The sequence below is a fragment of the Pseudomonas sp. H11T01 genome, from assembly GCF_048515765.1.
In the GTDB taxonomy this organism is placed as follows: Bacteria; Pseudomonadota; Gammaproteobacteria; order Pseudomonadales; family Pseudomonadaceae; genus Aquipseudomonas.
Genome location: NZ_JBLYED010000024.1, coordinates 22,216 through 38,108 on the forward strand (window position 1 = coordinate 22,216; position 15,893 = coordinate 38,108).

At 54.7% G+C, this 15,893-nt stretch carries 13 protein-coding genes; 9 read left to right on the top strand and 4 right to left on the bottom strand.

What is annotated here, in order from left to right:
* The first annotated feature begins 189 nt into the window (after positions 1-189).
* The 8 genes from ACN1C3_RS25805 (at position 190) to ACN1C3_RS25840 (ending at position 8,987) form a co-directional block, all read left to right on the top strand.
* Entirely contained in the window at positions 190-1,458 is a 1,269-nt protein-coding gene (locus ACN1C3_RS25805; protein ID WP_419118569.1) for a cystathionine gamma-synthase family protein, read from the top strand.
* A gap of 136 nt (positions 1,459-1,594) precedes the next feature.
* Positions 1,595-3,031: an amino acid permease gene (locus tag ACN1C3_RS25810; RefSeq protein WP_419118570.1), complete on the top strand. Its 1,437-nt coding sequence runs from the start codon at positions 1,595-1,597 to the stop codon at positions 3,029-3,031.
* Positions 3,032-3,082: 51 nt separating this feature from the next.
* Positions 3,083-3,973 carry a LysR substrate-binding domain-containing protein gene (locus tag ACN1C3_RS25815; RefSeq protein ID WP_419118571.1) on the top strand — a complete coding sequence of 297 codons (891 nt, stop codon included), beginning with the start codon at positions 3,083-3,085 and terminating at the stop codon, positions 3,971-3,973.
* Positions 3,974-3,990: 17 nt separating this feature from the next.
* Entirely contained in the window at positions 3,991-5,379 is a 1,389-nt protein-coding gene (gene thrC, locus ACN1C3_RS25820) for a threonine synthase (RefSeq protein ID WP_419118572.1), read from the top strand.
* Positions 5,376-5,813, top strand: a complete 438-nt coding sequence (locus ACN1C3_RS25825) for an Lrp/AsnC family transcriptional regulator (RefSeq protein WP_030130664.1) — start codon at positions 5,376-5,378, stop codon at positions 5,811-5,813. The genes thrC and ACN1C3_RS25825 overlap by 4 nt, the downstream gene beginning before the upstream one ends.
* Positions 5,814-5,927: 114 nt before the next feature.
* Positions 5,928-6,968 (top strand): homoserine dehydrogenase, encoded by a 1,041-nt coding sequence (locus ACN1C3_RS25830; protein ID WP_419118573.1) that lies wholly within the window; start codon positions 5,928-5,930, stop codon positions 6,966-6,968.
* Positions 6,969-6,980: 12 nt separating this feature from the next.
* Positions 6,981-8,399, top strand: a complete 1,419-nt coding sequence (locus ACN1C3_RS25835) for an aldehyde dehydrogenase family protein (RefSeq protein ID WP_419118574.1) — start codon at positions 6,981-6,983, stop codon at positions 8,397-8,399.
* A gap of 222 nt (positions 8,400-8,621) precedes the next feature.
* On the top strand, positions 8,622-8,987 hold the full coding sequence (locus ACN1C3_RS25840) for a histone-like nucleoid-structuring protein, MvaT/MvaU family (protein WP_419118575.1): 366 nt from the start codon (positions 8,622-8,624) through the stop codon (positions 8,985-8,987).
* A 354-nt stretch (positions 8,988-9,341) separates the two neighbouring features.
* Here the strand turns inward: ACN1C3_RS25840 and ACN1C3_RS25845 are convergent, their stop codons facing one another.
* The 4 genes from ACN1C3_RS25845 to ACN1C3_RS25860 all read right to left on the bottom strand — a co-directional run bounded on the left by ACN1C3_RS25845 (position 9,342) and on the right by ACN1C3_RS25860 (position 14,394).
* Positions 9,342-10,643, bottom strand: a complete 1,302-nt coding sequence (locus ACN1C3_RS25845; protein ID WP_419118576.1) for an MFS transporter — start codon at positions 10,641-10,643, stop codon at positions 9,342-9,344.
* A gap of 47 nt (positions 10,644-10,690) precedes the next feature.
* A complete protein-coding gene (gene tcuB / locus ACN1C3_RS25850; RefSeq protein WP_419118577.1) occupies positions 10,691-11,848 on the bottom strand; it encodes a tricarballylate utilization 4Fe-4S protein TcuB in 1,158 nt (385 codons plus the stop codon).
* Entirely contained in the window at positions 11,835-13,289 is a 1,455-nt protein-coding gene (tcuA, locus tag ACN1C3_RS25855; RefSeq protein WP_419118578.1) for an FAD-dependent tricarballylate dehydrogenase TcuA, read from the bottom strand. Before tcuA ends, tcuB begins: the two co-directional genes overlap by 14 nt.
* Before the next feature lie 169 nt (positions 13,290-13,458).
* Positions 13,459-14,394 carry a LysR substrate-binding domain-containing protein gene (locus ACN1C3_RS25860; RefSeq protein WP_419118579.1) on the bottom strand — a complete coding sequence of 312 codons (936 nt, stop codon included), beginning with the start codon at positions 14,392-14,394 and terminating at the stop codon, positions 13,459-13,461.
* 686 nt (positions 14,395-15,080) lie between these two features.
* Between ACN1C3_RS25860 and ACN1C3_RS25865 the strand changes: the two genes are divergently transcribed.
* The gene (locus ACN1C3_RS25865) at positions 15,081-15,812 is read left to right on the top strand and encodes a GntR family transcriptional regulator (RefSeq protein WP_419118580.1); all 732 of its coding nucleotides are present in this window, start codon (positions 15,081-15,083) and stop codon (positions 15,810-15,812) included.
* Positions 15,813-15,893: the final 81 nt, after the last annotated feature.

The window sequence follows — 15,893 nt, forward strand, 5'->3', positions numbered from 1 at the left end:
TCGCAGCTGAATGTTGGTGAGGTACTCTCAGTTAGTAACGGTTTGACACTCTGTAACTCGCATCCAGCCATTAAAAAAAGCACCCCTTACTCCCAGATATCATGATTTTTCACAAGCATGAGCCTTCCTTATAGTCCTCCCAAGCCCACTTGGAACACGGTTGTGTTTCCCTTGATGCGAGACAGTTTTATGGAAAATAAGAAACGCGCCGTCCAAGCTTTAGAGGTTGGTATGGGGACTCGAGTCGTATGGGGAGGAGAGCAAGTTCAACATCCCTACAATGCGACCCAGACCCCCATCGTGGTCAGTGCCGCCTATGGCTATGACGATATCGATAAGTGGTATGACGTGGCATTGGGAAAGGAGCCCGGCTTCATTTACAGCCGGATGAGCAATCCCACTGTCTCTGTCTTGGAAGATAAACTCTGTGAGCTCGAAAACGCAGAGTCGGCTGTAGCTTTCAGTACCGGAATGGCCGCAATCAGCGGTGTACTACACACCTTCCTATCCCATGGGCAGCGCGTGATATCTACACGTGACAGCTACGGCGGTACGAACAAGATTTTTGAGGAGTTTCTTCCACGCATGGGTGTGGAAGTAACCCTTTGCGATACGCTCGACACCGTGGCACTTGAGCAGGAGATCGCGAAAGGCTGCAGTGTCCTGTACCTGGAAACACCCACGAACCCAACGCTGAAAATCGTTGATATTCGGTGCCTTGTGGCAGCGGCGAAGCGAGTGGGCGCTTTGGTCGTTGCGGACAATACATTTGCGACGCCTCTGAATCAGAATCCGCTCGCCTTAGGCGTTGATGTGGTTGTGCACAGCGCGACCAAATTCCTTTCCGGTCATGGTGATGTACTCGGCGGTGTGGTGTGCGGCGCCGAGCATTTGATGTCTCAAGTTCGCCATTACCGCGAAATCAATGGGGCCTCGCTGGATCCTTTTTCAGCGTACTTAATCATCCGGGGCATCAAGACTCTGGCTCTGCGTCTTCGCCAGCAACAGGCGAGTGCGAAGCTTTTGGCCGAGTATCTCTGTACCGAGCCGCTGGTCGAGTCTGTGAACTATCCGGGGTTGCCTCAACATCCAGGTCATGACATCGCTCGATCGCAAATGAACGGATTCGGCGCCATCGTCAGCTTCGTGCTGAGGGGAGGCATGGACACAGTGACTCGTTTGCTACCGCTGCTCAGATATGCGCATCGGGCGGGTAATTTGGGCGCTGTCGAGACCATCTACGGGCCGGCACGGACGACCAGTCACGTGGAAAATACCTTGGAAGAGCGCCAGGCACTTGGAATTTCCGAAGGCTTGGTTCGAGTGTCCGTAGGTATTGAGGACTCAGCAGATTTATTGGCTGACCTGAAACAAGCCTTCGCTTCAGTGCGAAGTAAACAAGGTGATGCAAACCTTCACGCTGAAAGTGCCCAACGTTTCATTGAGGTAGGAGCCTGAAGACGGGCAGGACTTTCGATACTCATCTTAAGCCCTTCATGAAGAATGAAAATAATAAAATCCTGCGACAACAAAATTGTACTGCCCAAAAGCCAGTTACAAGGCGTTTGTCCGAACATTTCATGAGAATACAACTATGACCACACAGATAGAAGATAATCAGCCCGATCCAAACTCGCATTTCAAAAAGGAAATGCAAACCCGCCACATCGTTATGTTGGCACTGGGCGGTGTGATCGGTACGGGGTTATTCCTTACCTCCGGTTATACGGTTAACCAGGCAGGGCCGCTCGGTGCGGTGATCGCTTACATCATCGGTGCGGTGATGGTGTATTTAGTCATGGTCTGTCTCGGTGAGTTGGCTGTACAGATGCCAGAAACCGGATCGTTCAGTAGCTACGCAACGCGATACCTGGGCCCTGGGACAGGCTATACAGTAGCCTGGCTTTACTGGCTCACTTGGGCAGTGGCTATCGGTTCAGAATTTACAGCTGCGGGCATACTGATGGTTCGGTGGTTTCCTGACACACCGGTCTGGATTTGGAGTGCGCTGTTTGCCATTGCAGTCTTCTTAAGCAATGTTGTCTCTGTCCGGTTGTTTGCGGAGACTGAATTTTGGCTTTCGCTGATTAAGGTTCTGACCGTTATCACGTTCATAGTGATCGGCGGAGCGGCAATTTTCGGACTTTTTCAAGTACAGAATTTGCAGGGGGCGGGACTTTCCAACTTCACACGTGAGGGGCTGTTCCCCACCGGGTTATTACCCATTGCAATGACCCTCCTGGCTGTTTCCTTCGCATTTTCCGGAACTGAGCTGATCGGTATTGCAGCAGGTGAAGCGCAAGATCCACAAACTAGCGTGCCCAAGGCAATCCGTACGACAGTGGTACGTTTGGCGCTGTTCTTCGTGGGGACAATTTTCGTCCTGGCGACGTTACTGCCACGAGAGCAAGCGGGGCTCGTAGAAAGTCCGTTCGTCATGGTGTTTGAGCTGATTGGTATCCCATACTCTGCCGATATTATGAACTTCGTCATTCTCACGGCACTGATTTCCGCCGCTAACTCGGGGCTGTATGCAGCATCGCGCATGCTGTGGACATTGAGCGATCAAGGACATATGCCTAAGCGCTACGCCAGGCTTTCCAGTCGGGGCACACCAGTGAACGCCATCGTTCTTAGTATGGCGGGTGCAGTGGCTTCACTGCTCAGCAGTGTGTTTGCCCCTGATACGGTTTACTTAGCTTTGGTGTCCATTTCCGGTCTGGCGGTCGTAGTCGTGTGGATGAGCATTGCTGCAAGCCAGATCGCGTTCCGTCGTCAATACGTCGCTCATGGTGGACGAGTTGAAGACCTACATTTCCGTGTACGTGGCTATCCGTGGGTACCTATCGGTGCGATGTTGTGTTGTCTGCTGGCCTGTGTGGGTATCGCTTTTGATCCTGAGCAGCGAGTGGCGCTTTACTTCGGCCTCCCCTTTATCGCGTGGTGTTATTTCGTTTACTGGATCACTCGGAACAAGAGAGCAGAGCGGTTGGCTTTAGCTGCCGCTGTTCATTCCTCTGGCACCGCGTGAATTTCTCAGGCAATGATTGAGCATAGATAAAGCCCTGATGAGGTTGCGCCGATGAGTCAAAAGTCACTACCACCCTTGAACTGGTTGAGGGCATTCGAAGTATCGGCGCGTTATTTGAACTTTACCCACGCGGCGGAAGAACTCCATTTGACTCAAGGGGCTGTGAGTCAGCAGATCCGTCAATTAGAAAGTCACCTCGGTGTGGCGCTGTTCAAGCGCTTACCTCGAGGGCTTGGCTTGACCGAGGAAGGGCAGTCGTATCTGCCTGTCGTACAAGACGCGATCAGTCGCCTTGCAGTCGGCACAAACGAGATTTTCGGCCAGCACAATCGAAGACATTTGAAGGTGCGTGGCAGCCTTTCCTTTCTTCACTATTGGTTGGCCCCCCGGCTCGCAGGTTTTTGTCGGGAGTATCCGCAGATCGATATTCGATATATCAGCAATATTTGGGTGAAAGAACCGGATGGCGAGGATGACCTGGAGATTCGCTGGGGATGCGGTGAGTGGTCGGGTTTGCACGCTCAGCGATTGACTTGGGACATCCTTCAGCCTGTTTGCTCCCCAAAGCTCATGGCCAGCTCACCCATACATGAGCCTCGCGACTTGATGAACCATTCCCTGCTTCACGTGTTGGGTTACGAAGAAGGTTGGGGTTACTGGTTGAAGCGAGTTGGAGCAGACGACGTCGACTATTCCCGTGGCCTTCAGTTTGACACGCTGATTTCCACGATCCGCATGGCAGAACTGGGGCAGGGTGTTGCGCTAGCACGGTCTTCCGTGGTCGAGGATTTGCTTAAGAGTGGGCAATTGGTTGCGCCATTCAATCACCGAATCGAGGCAAGCGAATCCTTTTATTTGGTGCACGAGCAGACCGAAGTGCTATCGCCTGATGCCGCAAATTTTTCTACCTGGCTGGTGGCTCAAGCTCACCGCCTTTTGTAATACGATTGGGAGTGGCCATGGATTATGTAAGCACACGCGGCGGTGACATGCGGGCGGATTTTCGCAGTGTGGTTCTGTCGGGGCTCGCTGAAAATGGTGGTCTCTATGTCCCAGCCAGTTTGCCTATCTTCACCGAGAGTCAGATTGCTAGCTGGTCGTGGCTGCCGTTTGATGAGTTGGTTTGGCGAGTGATTTCGCCTTTTGTTGGCTCCTCCATAAACGAAAGTACCTTGCGCGCCTTGCTCAGTGACAGCTATCAACAATTCAAGCACCGCGCCATTACGCCGCTTGAGCAGATCGGGCATAACGAGTGGATACTCCAGCTGTTTCATGGCCCGACCCGTTCTTCCAAGGATTTCGCCGCGCAATTGCAGTCGCGCCTGGTCGAGCACTTTCTGGAGGAGGTCGGTAAAGAAGCGTTGGTGGTCGGTGCAACTAATGGTGATACCGGCCTCGCTGCGCTTGAGGCCTTTGCTAACTGCCCGGCTGCCCGCATGGCGATACTGTATCCGCGCGACGGGCTTGCGCCTGAGCAACTCAGTGCCTTGCAGGAAGCCAACCCACAGCGGGTTCAGCTGTTTCCGGTTGACGGTAATTTCGATGATTGCCAGACGCTGGTCTCCCGACTCTTGCGTGAGTGGCCGTTGGACGGAGTGATGCCGGTCTGTTTCAACTCGACCAATTGGATCGGCGTCCTGGCCCAGATCGTTTTTTACTTCCACGCGGCGTTGCAACTGGGCGGTGGCTCGCGTCCTGTTGGCTTTAGCGTTCCAGCTGCCAGCTCGGCCGAGATCTACGCCGGCTACATTGCGCAGAAAATGGGATTACCCATCAATCAGGTGATCATTTCCACCAACAGCAATGATGCCCTGCACCAGTTTTTTCATTGCAATCGCTACTCCACCCGGATGACTAATCGAACAGTATCGCCGGCGATGGACTTCTCGTTGTTTTCGAACCTGGAGCGGTTTATCTGGGAGATTTACGAGCACGATGGCTGCTCAACAAAAGCGCTGATGGAGCATTTTGAAAGTTGCGGAGAAATGAGCATCGGCAATCAGCAATGGCTGCGTGCCCGAGTACTCTTCGATTCCTATGCGGTAGACGAATCCCAGGTGCGCGATGAGGTGGTCGAGCTGTTCCGAGAGACAGGCTCGGCCATCGATCCTCACACCGCTGTCGGTGTACTGGCTGGCCGGCTTCACCGACGCAGCCTAGGGGCGCCAATGGTCACCTTCGGGCAAATTGCGCCGGCCAAGTCGGCGGCGCTGTTGGCAGAGCTGGGCGTCTGGCAAGCAAGCGTTCCGAGTACTGTCGAGGTGCGCGCGCAACCACCTTACTTGGCTAAGGACGATCTGGAGGGGCTGTGCCAAGCTCTTCGTCTGGCGCAGCAGAGGCTTTCATGAAGCGCATTCTGGATCCGCTGGACGAGCGCATACTGGCCGAACTTACCGCTAATGCGCGAATAGCCCATATCGAACTGGGTGCCAAGATCAACTTGTCGCGCAATGCTGTGCGCCAGCGCATCGAGCGTCTTGAGCGCGACGGTGCGATCCAGGGCTATACGGTACTTCTCGGTGAGTCGCGGCGACCTACATCGCTTATCAGCGCGGTGATCTTTGTCTACCGCTACGACCGCATGCGTGGCGAAGAAGTACTGGCTGCGCTGCGCTCCATTCCCGAAGTCGTGCAGTGTGAAGTACTCAGTGGTGAGTTCGATTTAATGCTGCGCGTGAATGCCGCCACACCTGAACGTGTCCATCTCGTGTGGAAGGAAATCGCGGCCATGCCAGGGGTGGAAAACACCGTGACATCGTTCGTCCTTTCTGCGGTGTTTTGAAAACATCGTGCTTGGGCAAAACGCCCAACTAATACAGCAGACTGCCATATTCAACTGCCAAAGCCCGGCTCTTAGGATGTTCCTATCGAACAACATCAATACAGGAACAGCTTTATGACTGAGTACAAAATTGCCTTGGTAGGGTTTGGTGGCGTGAACCGTGGCTTCGCCCAATTGGTCGCCGATCGTAATGCCGAGTGGAAGGAGTCCCTGGGCTTCACTATTAAAATTGTCGGTGTCACCGATCTGTTCCTCGGCTCCATCGTCGCTAAAGACGGTCTGGACGCAAAGCAGTTGGTCGCGCTGCCGGTTGAGAAAGGCGCACTCGCTCAACTGCCCGGCGGCAATGCTGAGGCCTTCAACGAAACCGTGATCAAGCATTCCGGTGCAGACATCATCGCTGAGGCCACTTTCACCAATCCGGTGGATGGCGAGCCCGCAACTACCTTTTGCCGCTGGGCCTTGGAAAGTGGCATTCATGTAGTAACCACCAATAAGGGGCCTATTGCGCTGCACGGTACCGAGCTCAAGGCGTTGGCCCGTCGCAACCAGGTCGCTTTCGAATACGAGGGGGCGGTGATGAGTGGCACCCCCGTGATTCGTCTGGCCAAGCAGGCCTTGGCGGGTGCCAGCGTACAAGGCTTCGAAGGCATCCTGAACGGCACTTCCAACTACGTGCTCACCCAAATGAAAGACGGCCTAACGTTCAACGATGCCGTCGTACAAGCGCAACAGCTCGGCTACGCCGAGGCAGATCCAACCGCCGATGTGGAAGGGTTCGACGTACGCCTCAAGGTGGTCATCCTGGCCAACGAACTGCTCAATGCACGACTGAAAGTCAGTGATGTAGCGTGTTCGGGCATCAGCAATATCAGCGCGGAAGATATTGCTCAGGCAAGTGCCAATGGCGCGAGCTGGAAACTGATTGGCTCAGCCGATCGTGAAGCCGATGGCTCGGTTCGAGCGAGTGTCGAGGCCCGGCTGCTGCCGAATTCGCATCCTCTGGCAGGTATTGCCGGCGCCACGAATGCCGTGTCATTCAATACTGGACTGCTGGGGGCCGTCACAGTATCGGGCCCGGGAGCGGGGCGTATCGAGACGGCCTTCGCATTGCTATCGGACATCGTCGCCATCCATACCGCCCATGGCAAATAACAGGAGATAGTCATGAGCGTATCCAGCATTGCCAGTATCCAGCTTGTTGAAGCCAAACAGATTGATGTGTTCAGTCCATTCGATGGTCGCTTGGTAGGGAGCGTCCCTTGCCTCGATGCAGCCGCAGTTCCTGGCTTGCTGGAACGCGCGCGAATCGGCGTGCGCGAGAGTGCGGCAATGCCTCGTCACCTGCGTGCGCGCATTCTTGAGGACGCCGCCCGGTGTGTGGAGCTTGAGTCTGAAGCATTTGCCAAGCTGATCGTTGCAGAGGCGGGAAAAACGCTGCGACAAGCAGAGAAGGAAGTGAAGCGTTGCGTGAACACGTTGAAGCTATCGGCGGAAGAGGCGCGTCGTAACGCCGGGGAAGTGATTCCATTTGGGGCTTATGAAGGATCGGAATCGCGTCAAGGTTGGTTCACGCGGGAACCGTTGGGGCTTATCGTCGCGATCACGCCCTACAACGATCCGCTGAATTTGGTCGCCCATAAACTCGGCCCGGCAATCGCCGGTGGTAACGCCGTGATTTTGAAACCCTCGGAACTTGCGCCGTTGTCTGCTCTCAAGCTCGTTGAGTGCTTGGTGAAAGCGGGTCTTCCACCCTCTGTGATTACCCCGGCTACGGGTGGCGTCGACTTGGGTAAAGCATTGGTGGAGGTTCGCGAAGTTCGGATGATTTCCTTTACGGGTGGTTTTGCCACGGGAGAGGCCATTGCTCGTAGTGCCGGGTTGAAGAAGTTGGCAATGGATCTGGGAGGAAATGCCCCGGTTCTTGTGCTTGAAGATTGTGATATTGAGCCGACCGTGGAGTCCTGTGTGTCTGGTGCCTTTTGGGCAGCAGGGCAGAATTGCATCGGCACTCAACGCATCCTTATACATAGTTCAATTTATGAGGACTTCCGTGAGCGTTTTGTCAGCCAAACGCGCGCTTTAGTAGTGGGTGATCCTGACCAGCGAGCAACGGATGTAGGCCCGATGATCACGGAGCAGGCGGCCCGTCGTACCGAACAATTGGTAAATGAAGCGCTGGCCGAGGGGGCCGTTCTTCTGTGTGGGCACCATCGCCAAGTGGGAAGTTATGCGCCGACCGTGCTTGAGCATGTGAGGCATAGCAGTACGATTTGGCAGCAGGAAGTATTCGCGCCGGTGGTCATCCTGGAGCCTTTTGACCATCTGGATGACGCTATTGCTCTGGCCAACGCAACAGAGTACAGCTTGCATGCAGGTCTTTTCACACGTGATATTTCCAAGGCTTTAAAACTAGCGCGTCAGATTGAAGCGGGTGGCGTGATGATCAATGATTCTTCCGACTATCGTTTCGATGCCATGCCATTCGGTGGTTTTAAGTACGGAAGTCTGGGGCGCGAAGGTGTTCGATTTGCGTATGAGGACATGACACAGCCGAAAGTGGTCTGCATCAGCGAGCTGGATTAAACCTACAAAGTAAATTGCCATCGGCTCACATCGGGTGGACGCTTTTATCTTACGCCCGATGTCCCCTTTGCTAAAAAATGGAAGTGCATCGCACGAACTTACACAGAAGTGCACGCCCGATGCTTTGTGAGATACCCTGACCTCAACTGTAAAGCGGTGAACGGACAACTTCTTTGGTTCACCCTTTCTCACATTTGCATGCAATCATTTACGAGGTTAACGATGTCCAAGCTCGCGGAATTCCGCCAACTCGAAAAACATCTCGCCGAGCAGCTTCAAGCGCTCGAAGCACTAAAAGGCGATGCTGGCCTAAAAAAAGAAATCGAATTTGAAACGAAGCTACGTGCATTGCTCGCCGAGTACAGCTACAGCCTACCGAACGTGATCAACTTGCTTGATCCTAAGGCTGGCCGTCGTGCACCAGCTGCTGAGTCCAAAGCAGGCACTCGCAAGCCCCGCCAAGTGAAGATCTACAAAAATCCGCACACCGGCGAAGTCGTCGAAACCAAAGGCGGCAACCACAAGACCTTGAAAGAGTGGAAAGCAGAGCACGGCTCCGAGACCGTTGAGTCCTGGCTGAATAAGTAATTTTGATTTGAGTACAAAAGGGGCCCTTTGAGGGCCCTATTTTTTGTTTTGTGAATGACAGACTTGTCGCATTGTGTTGGCGCCGACGCCGAATTGATCCAGTTACCAAGATGCCACTGACCCAGTCTGATTCCTCGCGAACCATTTCCTGCGCTGGATTTCTGCCGATTGGAGTTGGGTCAGTCTTGCGTAGGCACGTAGATTAATTCGGCGTTGGCGCCAACCCTGCGAGGGCTTTCTGCTCGCACATCACGTATCCACAAGGCATAGGCTTGGCGCATCGACTTCGGCAGATCTTGTTCTGCGGCGGCTGGCATTGATGATATTGAAACCAGACCTACTGTGACTCCTATTTCATAAAGCGTTCACCGCTATGACTTTTTGCCGACGATATAGAATCGTTGTCGCAGTGAAGCCGCACAAGGCAGCAAACATTAACCAGTAAGCGGGTGACGCCTTATCACCCGTCGCCTGCACCAGGATTGTCGATACTGCAGGTGTAAAACCACCAAACACAGCCGTCGCTAAACTGAATGCCAAGGAAAATCCTACCACTCGCACGTTTTGCGGCATCACTTCGGTCAATGCCGCGACCATCGCGCCGTTGTAGATTCCAAAGAAGAAAGAGAAGTACAGCAACACTGCGAGCAGTCGCTCGAAACTCGCGGCCTCGGCCAGCCAATGCATGGCAGGATAGGCAGTGAAGATGCATAGCAAGGAAATTGCCAGCAACAGCGGCCGACGGCCAATGCGATCGGAGAGCGCGCCGCCGATGGGCAGCCAAATGAAGTTGCTCAGACCGACAAAGAGCGTGACCACCAGACTGTCAGTGGTGCTCAGGTTTAGTACAGACCTGCCAAAAGTGGGGGTGTAGACGGTAATCAGGTAGAACGTGGTGGTGGTCATTGACGCTAACAGACCGCCCGCCAGCACCGTGCGCCAGTTATCCCGCATTGAGCGAAATACTTCACTAGCGCTTGGGTGATGGGTGCGCGCTTTGAACGCTTCAGTTTCCTGTAGCGAACGGCGAATGATGAAGATGAACGGGATGATTACGCAGCCGATAAAGAATGGAATACGCCACCCCCACGCGGCAATTTCAGCGGCCTCCATCGAGGCGTTAATCGTGTAGCCCAAGGCAGCCGCAAGAATGATCGCAACCTGTTGGCTGGCCGACTGCCAACTGGTGTAAAAACCGGTACGGCCCGGGGTAGCGATTTCAGCCAGATACACCGAAACACCACCCATTTCCGCGCCTGCGGAGAAGCCCTGTAAAAGCCGCCCCAGTAACACCAATATAGGTGCTGCCACACCAATGCTGGCGTAGCCTGGTACTAAGGCTATCAATACCGTCCCTGCGGCCATGATTGACAGCGTTACGATCAAGCCCTTGCGACGTCCTACCTTGTCGATGTACGCCCCCAGTACAATAGCGCCCAACGGACGCATCAGGAATCCCGAACCGAATACGGCGAAGGTCATCATCAGCGAGGCAAACTCGCTGGTGGCAGGAAAGAACGTTTGGGAGATGTAGGTCGCGTAGAATCCAAACAGAAAAAAGTCGAACTGTTCGAGAAAGTTACCGCTGGTGACTCGCAAGATGGCGCCTAATTTAGGGCCCTTGGAACGGCTTGCTGCAGTTGTTGTTTTCATCATGGCTACCGTAATGCTCACTGTTGTTATTGGAATGAGTGGTTTAGCGGTTAGTCGCTGCTGGCGTTAATTGGGTTCGGTTGGCGTTTTTCGATGGAGTATTTGAGCAGAGCTGCGCTGCGGAAGATTCCATGGGCGAATTTGCTGTAGGGCATGGTCAGGAAAAACGCCATGACCAGACCGAGATGGATAGCCAACAACAGGCCAAGGGCATTTGTTTCACGCAATGCCAGCAGTGCCAGGCCGCTAGCGCTCACTAGAAACAGCAACGCGATGAAACCGCGATCCATGGGTTTCTGATTTTCGTCGCCGTGTTCAGGGTTGCGACGCAGGTTTAGCCACAACAAACCCGCAGGGCCAATCAGCAAACCGAGTCCACCTACGATTCCAAACATCACTGGCAGGCTCAAGATTGGGTAGGGGGCCGACCAGTCCAGAAGAAAGTGATAAAGCGTGGCGATACCGGTGGCGGCGAAGCACAGCATGAAGCCGTAGAACGTGAGATGGTGGAAGCGCCGACGCCACAAGGTGAATTTATCATCGGCGTTGTTGCAGCCCTCGCCATGCCCTCCATCCAGGTATTTGAGTTGGGCGACGTTGGCCGTGGCTTCCAGTGCAGCGGATGTTTTTAGCGGCAAGGGTGCTGCAACCGGAGAGACGTTGCGCCAGAAACGTCGCACGCCAATTGTCAGTGCTAGCACCGCGAAGCCGAAAACAGCGCCAAACATCAGTGCCAGGGTGTTATGCGGGAAGATCCCATAGAAGTTCCCCCCGGGAATTGCCGTGAACAGATTGCCCATCACCATCAGTGTTAGACACAGGAACAATGCCAGCCCCGCACCAGAAGCCAGCGCCAAGGTCAGTCCGTTGCGCTGATACAACTTGCCCATCACCTGCGGCCAAGCGTATTCGGCGTATGTATTCAGGCGTACTTTGGCCATGGCCTTCGGCACATTGATCTCGAATTCGTGGGGGGCGGCGTACTGACAGGCATGCAGGCACGCACCGCAGTTATGACAAAGGTTCGCCAGGTAATGGATGTCTGCCTGAGCAAACTCTAGGCGCCGAGTCATCGCGGGGAAGACCGCGCAGAAGCCTTCGCAATAGCGGCAGGCATTGCAGATGGTCATCTGCCGCTGGACTTCACTTTCGTCAAGATTTAACACCGGGATCAACCCGCTCGGCGCTTTGGGGTCAAACAGTTGCATGTCGAGATTCCGTGTTTATGGGGGAAGGGCCAAAGCCCGCCGAAGCGGCCGCCTGTACACCGGCTATTCGGCCGAACGCGGTACCGATGGCCATGCCAATACCGGCGGTGTATCCCTTGCCCAGCACATTGCCGGCCATCATTTCTCCGGCTACGAACAGGTTGGGGCTCGCCTTGCCATTGAAATGCACTGCTGCGGTTTCGTCGGTGGCGAGGCCGAGGTAAGTGAAAGTGACACCCGGTTTGAGTGGATAGGCGTAAAAAGGCGGTTTAACCAGTGGCCGTGCCCAATGAGTTTTGGCAGGCGTGAGCCCTTCGGTATGGCAATCGTCCAGCGCGGTGTGATCGAAAGTGCCGACGCGGCAGGCGCTGTTGTAGTCCTCTACGGTCTTGACGAATTGCGCCTGTGGCAGCTTCAACTGACGGGCCAAGTCTTGCAGAGTATTGGCGGTGGTACCGGGGAAAACAGGCGGCATGAAACGGCCGATGGCTTGTTGATCGATGATCGAATACGCCTGCTGGCCTGGTTGCCCTGCAACCAGACGCCCCCAGATTGCATAGCGCTTGGGCCAAAAATCTTCGCCTTCGTCGTAGAAGCGTTCGCCGTCGCGATTGACGACCACACCCAACGACACGCAGTCGATGCGGGTGCAGATGCCGCCGTCATACAGTGGTGCGCGGGCATCAATTGCTACCATGTGCGCTTGTGTCGGATCACCGATAACATCAGCGCCGAGATCGAGCATGCGCCGCAGCAAAACTCCGGTGTTGAATCGTGTACCACGGATCAGGAAGTTGTCGGATGGCCATTCACCGCGTTCGTTCTGACCCCAGGCTTCGCGCAGCCATTCACGGTTGGATTCGAAGCCACCTGCCGCTAGAACGCAGGCTCGGGCTTCAATCCGTTCTGCCGCTACGCGCTGACCGTCGACTTCTCGTTCGCCAATGTGAGCGGCGATGAATTTGCCATCGTCCAACTCAATGTCGGTCACTTGAGTGTTATAGCGGACTTTCACGCCCAGACGTTCAGCGCTACGGAAGTATGCGTTAACCAGCGCTTTGCCTCCGCCCATGAAAAAAGCGTTGGTGCGTGCCACATGCAGAGCACCGGACAGAGGAGGTTGGAAATGCACGCCGTGTGAACGCATCCAGTCTCGGCAAGAAGACGATGCACGAATGGCGATACGGGCAAGTTTCTCATCGGTGATGCCACCGGTGACCTTCAACAGGTCTTGCCAGTATTCTTCTTCCGGATAGGCATCGGCCAGCACGTCCTGCGGTTCGTCGTGCATGCAACGCAGGTTACGGGTGTGTTGCGAGTTACCGCCGCGCCAGGCTTTTGGTGAGGCTTCCAGCAGCATTACGCTGGCACCGGCTTCTCGCGCCATCAGCGCGGCACACAAGGCCGCATTGCCACCACCTATGATTAGAACATCGATCATTGTCACTCCTCGATACGCAAGGAGGCAGGAACGATGTACTCCTTGCTGGGGAGGAATGTAGGGGACTGGGCGACGCGCCGAAAGGCGACTTTTGACGCGGGGTGTTTAGTTTTTCTAAAGGCTTTGCCTTAACGCGACTCTTATGTGCCGAGATGGGGCGCAGCGGGTGTTATGCCTCTACATCCTCAATCCACGTTGCTCCCGGCCACTGTTTGTCGACGACTAATTGTCGCGCCACATCGACTATGACCAAGCGCGCTGCCAATGCTGCAGGAGATAGTTCATCGTCAGCCAGCGTCGCCAAAAGATTGCGGCGTCCCACATGAGGATCGGCAATTTTAACCAATGAAAGCCCGGATTCGCCTTTCAATGCTGCAGCGGCACCGGGTTGTATCGTCGCTGCATGACCCGCACGGACGGCGTTCATCAGGACGGCGAGGCCATCCACTTCCATGATGATATTGGGCGTCAAACCTGAGCGCTCAAACGCGCTCATCAATGTCGAGCGCAAACCATGTTGCGAGCTCGGCATCACAAGCGGTAGGCCGCCGAGGTCTGCTAACTGCACGCTATCACCTCGGGGCGATTGAGGCAGTGAAGGCGAAGCGATTACAAATAATTTTTCATCCAGCAAGGGGGTTACGTTCCAGCGTTTACCACCGTCGAGCTGAAAGAGAATCGCGAGATCAATCTGCCGAGCATTTAGCTGTGCGGATAAATGCCCGGAAAGCATTTCTACCAGATGCAGCTGAATATCCGGATAACGCGCACGCATCGCATTGATCAACGGCAGCGCAAGAACAGTCGCGGTAGTAGGCGGTAACCCAACACTTACGTAGCCACTCATACGGCCGCGGTGGGCGGCCATGATGGCATTCTCCGCCTGCCGTAGCGTCAATTGGGCATGATGTAAAAATGCAAACCCTGCGCTAGTAGGTGCTACGCCGGTGGTGGTTCTGTTGAGAAGACGGGTCGATAACTCGCTTTCAAGCTTGGAGATTTGCTGACTTAGAGCAGACACGCCAACGTCCAGTTCAAGCGCAGCGCGACCCAGACTGCCATGTTCGACAATTTTTACGAAATAGCGCAGTTGCCTCAATTTCAAACGATGCTACTCCCCACCAAGTTTTTATTCGAAGGCCTAATAGGCTGCACGCGAGTCAAGGAGCTATCAAGCACATTGTTTTGGAGGTGAGTGACAGCGTTTATACAGCCTGAGATGTTATGCCTTGGCAGTCAATCGCTGTGTATTGGGTCGAGTGTATTCATCGCCGGGCCGGGCTAGCCCGTAGACTGAGCCGATGCTCGCCACTCGGGCCAGAACGATATTATTGCCATCCATCGACCTCAACAGGCATCTATCCGTGAAAGATCTCGTTTCAACTGAATGCTGGCTCTTTTCATGACGCGTGTACCGAGCGCAACGTACTTCATCACCTGATAGACCTCGCGAGCGGTGAGAGGGGGTGTTGTGTTTTAAGTTACGGCTCTGACACCGTCGAATCCTGGCTGACCAAGTGATTTTGGTTTGAGTACAAAAGGGCCCTGAAAGGGCCCTTTTTATTGCCCATAGTTAATGGCATTTCACTGCAGGAAATCTGCTTGGGATTTTGAAGGGATTGGGAAAGTCGACATTGCGAATCACAGAGCTGGCTTGACGTAGGCTTGCCTGGGCGACGGTTCACCATTCGTCAGCAAGGGGCCGTGCCCCTCCTTGACAGCGAAGTCGTCTGGGGAAATACTCGCCACAAGATTCATATAGATGACTAGATAATAAGGTGAATAAAGTCGATGAATTCTCTATCCAGTGATGTTCGCCTGCCGCTTTACCAACGCCTGCGTGACCACTTGGCAGAGCAAATCGCCAACAATCGCTGGCGTCCGGGGGAGGCCATTCCCACCGAAGCCGCGCTTTCAGCGGAATACCAACTGTCCACTGGCACCGTGCGCAAAGCGGTCGACGCGCTGGTCAGTGAGGGCATCCTGGAGCGACAGCAAGGTCGAGGCACTTTCATTCGCCGGCCGCAGTTTCAATCGTCACTGTTTCGTTTCTTCCGTTTTCAAACCGCTTCCGGCGAACGCCAGGTGCCGGAGAGTCGCATCCTATCCATCGAGCCGGTAGCCGCGCCTTCGGCGGTGGCCCAGGCGTTGGGCCTGCCTGTCGAGTCGCCGGTCATTCGCATCGTCCGGGTTCGTCTACTTGATGTTCAGCCGGTGCTCGCCGAAGAAATCTGGCTGCCGCGTAACCGCTTTGAGGCACTGCTGGAGATCGACCTGAGCCGTAAAGGGCCACTGCTGTATCCGATCTACGAAGAAGTCTGCGGGCAGGTCGTCGCCTATGCCGAAGAAACACTGACCGCTGAATCTGTGAATGACGTGCATGCGCGATTGCTGCAAGTCCCGATCAACAGTCCGGTGGTGGTGATCGAGCGTCTGGCGCGCGATTACGCCGGTACACCGCTGGAGTGGCGTCGCTCACGTGGGCATGCCGAGCACTTCCGCTACAGCGTGGATATTCGCTAACCCTGTGCCTGAGTAGCGGATCACTCAGCGACGACTCGGTCGTTGCTGATTTCATTGTTTTGATTGCCACGACTCGCCCGT